The organism is Streptomyces milbemycinicus, assembly GCF_002154605.1.
Lineage (GTDB): Bacteria > Actinomycetota > Actinomycetes > Streptomycetales > Streptomycetaceae > Streptomyces > Streptomyces milbemycinicus.
Map to the genome: position 1 here is coordinate 1 of NZ_MUNE01000783.1, position 2,718 is coordinate 2,718.

Below are 2,718 nucleotides of genomic sequence, written 5' to 3' on the forward strand. Positions count from 1 at the left end.
CCTCCCGGGCACCGGCCCCGCCCACGGGCCGAGGGGCGCGGGGCCGGTGCCCGGGAGGGTGGTCTGGACGGCGAGGCCGGCGCTCATCGGCGAGACCTTCTGGACCAGGTGGAGGGCGTGCGTGGACATCGGGATGACCTTCGTGGCCAGAAACGGGCCGTACAGCAGCGCCGCCGTGGCCCCGACAGCCACCCCGGGGTGCCGGAGCACGGCGGCCACCCCGGCGCCCAGCAGCGCGACCAGCACCAGGTACAGCAGGGTGCCGACGGCCGCCCGCCACAGCGCCGGGTCGGACAGGGCGGCCGTGCCGTGGCCCTGCCCCGCCAGTACGGCCCGCCCGGCCAGCACCGACCCGAGCACCCCGGGGGCGCCGACGGCGAGCACCGCCGCGGTCACGACGGCGGCCTTCGCGGCGAGGACGCCGGTTCGCCCCGGGTGCGCGGCCAGCGTCGTACGGATCACCCTCGGCTGGTACTCGGAGGCGACCAGCGCCACCCCGACCGCGAGGGCGGCGAGTTGCGCGGCGTAGACGCCCGACAGGGCGAGCGCCACCGGGTCCGCGGGGGTGTCCCGGGGGCGCCCCTGGCCCGCGGCGGTGAGCGCGGTCACGCCCGCCATCAGCGCGGCCAGGGCCGCCAGGGTCCACAGCTGGGACGGCACCGTGCACAGCTTGGTCCACTCGGCGCTCAGCGCCCGCCCGGTGCGCCGCGCCTCACGCATCGCGCCTGCCCTGCACCCAGAACGCGGCGCCGAGCGCCACCGCCGTGTACCCGCACAGCACGGCAAGGCCGCCCAGAGGGCTGATCGCGTCGCCGAGCTGGTGGATCGTCTGGCGTACGGCCAGGCCCGCGATCGGAGTGGCCCGGTTGACCCAGGTGTTGACGCCGATCGAGCTGACCTGGGCGACGATCGGAACCACCAGGAACACCGCGAAGAGCAGGATCACCGCCCCCGCCGTACGCCGCAGCAGCACGCCGACGCCCAGGGAGAACAGCGCGATCAGGGCCATCGTGGCCGCCGTGCCGACGACCGCGCGCAGCACCGTCGGGTCGCCGAGGGACGGGTCGGGGAAGAGCGGCGGCCCCATGCCGTTGCGGCGCTGGATCGGCCGGGTCAGCAGGAGCGCGGTGACGCCCGCGGCGAGCCCTGCGGCGAAGACGGTGCCCGCCAGCACGACGGCCTTGGCGGCCAGCACCCGGGCGCGGTGCGGGGACGCGCTGAACGTCGTACGGATCGTGCCCGTCCGGTACTCGGAAGTCATCGCGAGCACGCCCAGCGCGATCACCGCGATCAGCCCGAACTCCGTCCCGGAGAGGCTGTTCTTGACCCGGTCGAAGCCGTGGAGCTCACTGCCGACCCCCGCCAACCCGATACGGCCCAGGTCACCGCTCCCGGTGACGGTGAACGCACCGCCGGTGCGCCGCAGGGTGCCGGGGTCCTCGGACGCCGTACGGATCTCCACGGGCGGGCCGACCGTCACGGGGGCCTCGGCCACGTCCGTCAACCGCCAGTCGTCCGCCGCGGGAGCCCCTGCCGGGGCCAGGGCGACATGGTCGAAGACGGCCCGGCCGGTCGTGGGGCGGAAGCCGCCGATGATGTTGCCGGGGCCCGCCAGGCGCTCGTGCATGCGCCCGTGGGAGGCCACGAACAGCCCCGCCTGCGCCTTGTCCGGCAGCGCGCGGGCGGTGAGCGTGCCGACCTTCCGCCACGTACGGCCGTCGGCGGACTCGTACCCGGTCACGTCCCGCCCCGAGCGGGTCAGCCGCAGCCACACCGGGGCGTTCGTCTCGCCGCCGCCGGTGACCTCGGTCTCCGCGTCGGCCAGCATCCGTACGCCGTGGTCGGGGGTGACCATCAGTGCGACGTACGAGGAGCCGCCGGCCGCGGACGCCTTGATGACGACGCCGGACTTCGCCCACGGGGCGCTGTCCTTCTGCCTGGCGACGCGCGCGGTGACGGAGCCGTCGCCGGTGAGTTCGCGGTGTACGAAGCTGAAGTGGTCGACGGTCTGCGGGGCGTCGTTGGCGTTGCCGTGGCCGCCCTGCGCGGCGAGATAGCCGATGAGGACGGTCAAGGCGACGGCGGCCAGCAGGGCGACGGAGGTGCTGCGCACCGACATCAGCTTGGTCCACTCGGCGCGGATCGCGCGTATCACGAGCCCTCCCGCGCTCGGAACTCCGCGGCATCCCGGGTCAGTTCGAGATAGGCCTCCTCCAATGAGGCGCGATGCGCCGCCACCTCCGAGAACGGCACCCCGCCCGCGCCCAGCAGCGCCACCACCCGCTCGGCGGCCAGCCCGTCCACAGTGAGCCGGTCGGGCCCCAACACCGCCACCTCGGCCCCGGCCCCGGTCAGCGCCGTCACCGCGTCCGCGCGGCGCGGGGTACGCAGCGTCACGCGCCCCTTGGACGCGGCGGCCAGCAGCGTCGCCACATCGGTGTCCGCGAGCAGCCGGCCGCGGCCTATGACGATCACGTGGTCGGCGGTGTCCTCCAGTTCGCTCATCAAGTGGCTGGACACCAGCACGGTGCGCCCCTCGGCGGCCAGCGACCGCAGAAAGCCGCGGATCCACTGGATGCCCTCGGGATCGAGCCCGTTGACCGGCTCGTCCAGAATCAGCACTGGCGGATCGCCCAACAGCGCCGCCGCGATACCGAGCCGCTGCCGCATCCCCAGCGAGAAGCCCCCCGCCCGCCGCCGCGCGGCGGACGCGAGCCC

3 protein-coding genes are annotated in these 2,718 nt (G+C 75.1%); all 3 read right to left on the minus strand.

Translation table 11 applies throughout. The annotated features are described in order from the left end of the window. A partial coding sequence (locus CCN51_RS46100; protein WP_107426252.1) for a hypothetical protein occupies positions 1-720 on the minus strand: 720 nt, incomplete at its 3' end. Continuing rightward, entirely contained in the window at positions 713-2,155 is a 1,443-nt protein-coding gene (locus CCN51_RS46105; protein ID WP_014178155.1) for an ABC transporter permease subunit, read from the minus strand. The genes CCN51_RS46100 and CCN51_RS46105, both read right to left, overlap by 8 nt. Beyond that, positions 2,152-2,718: AAA family ATPase (locus CCN51_RS46110; RefSeq protein ID WP_143676106.1), on the minus strand; the 567-nt coding region annotated here is incomplete at its 5' end. The genes CCN51_RS46105 and CCN51_RS46110, both read right to left, overlap by 4 nt.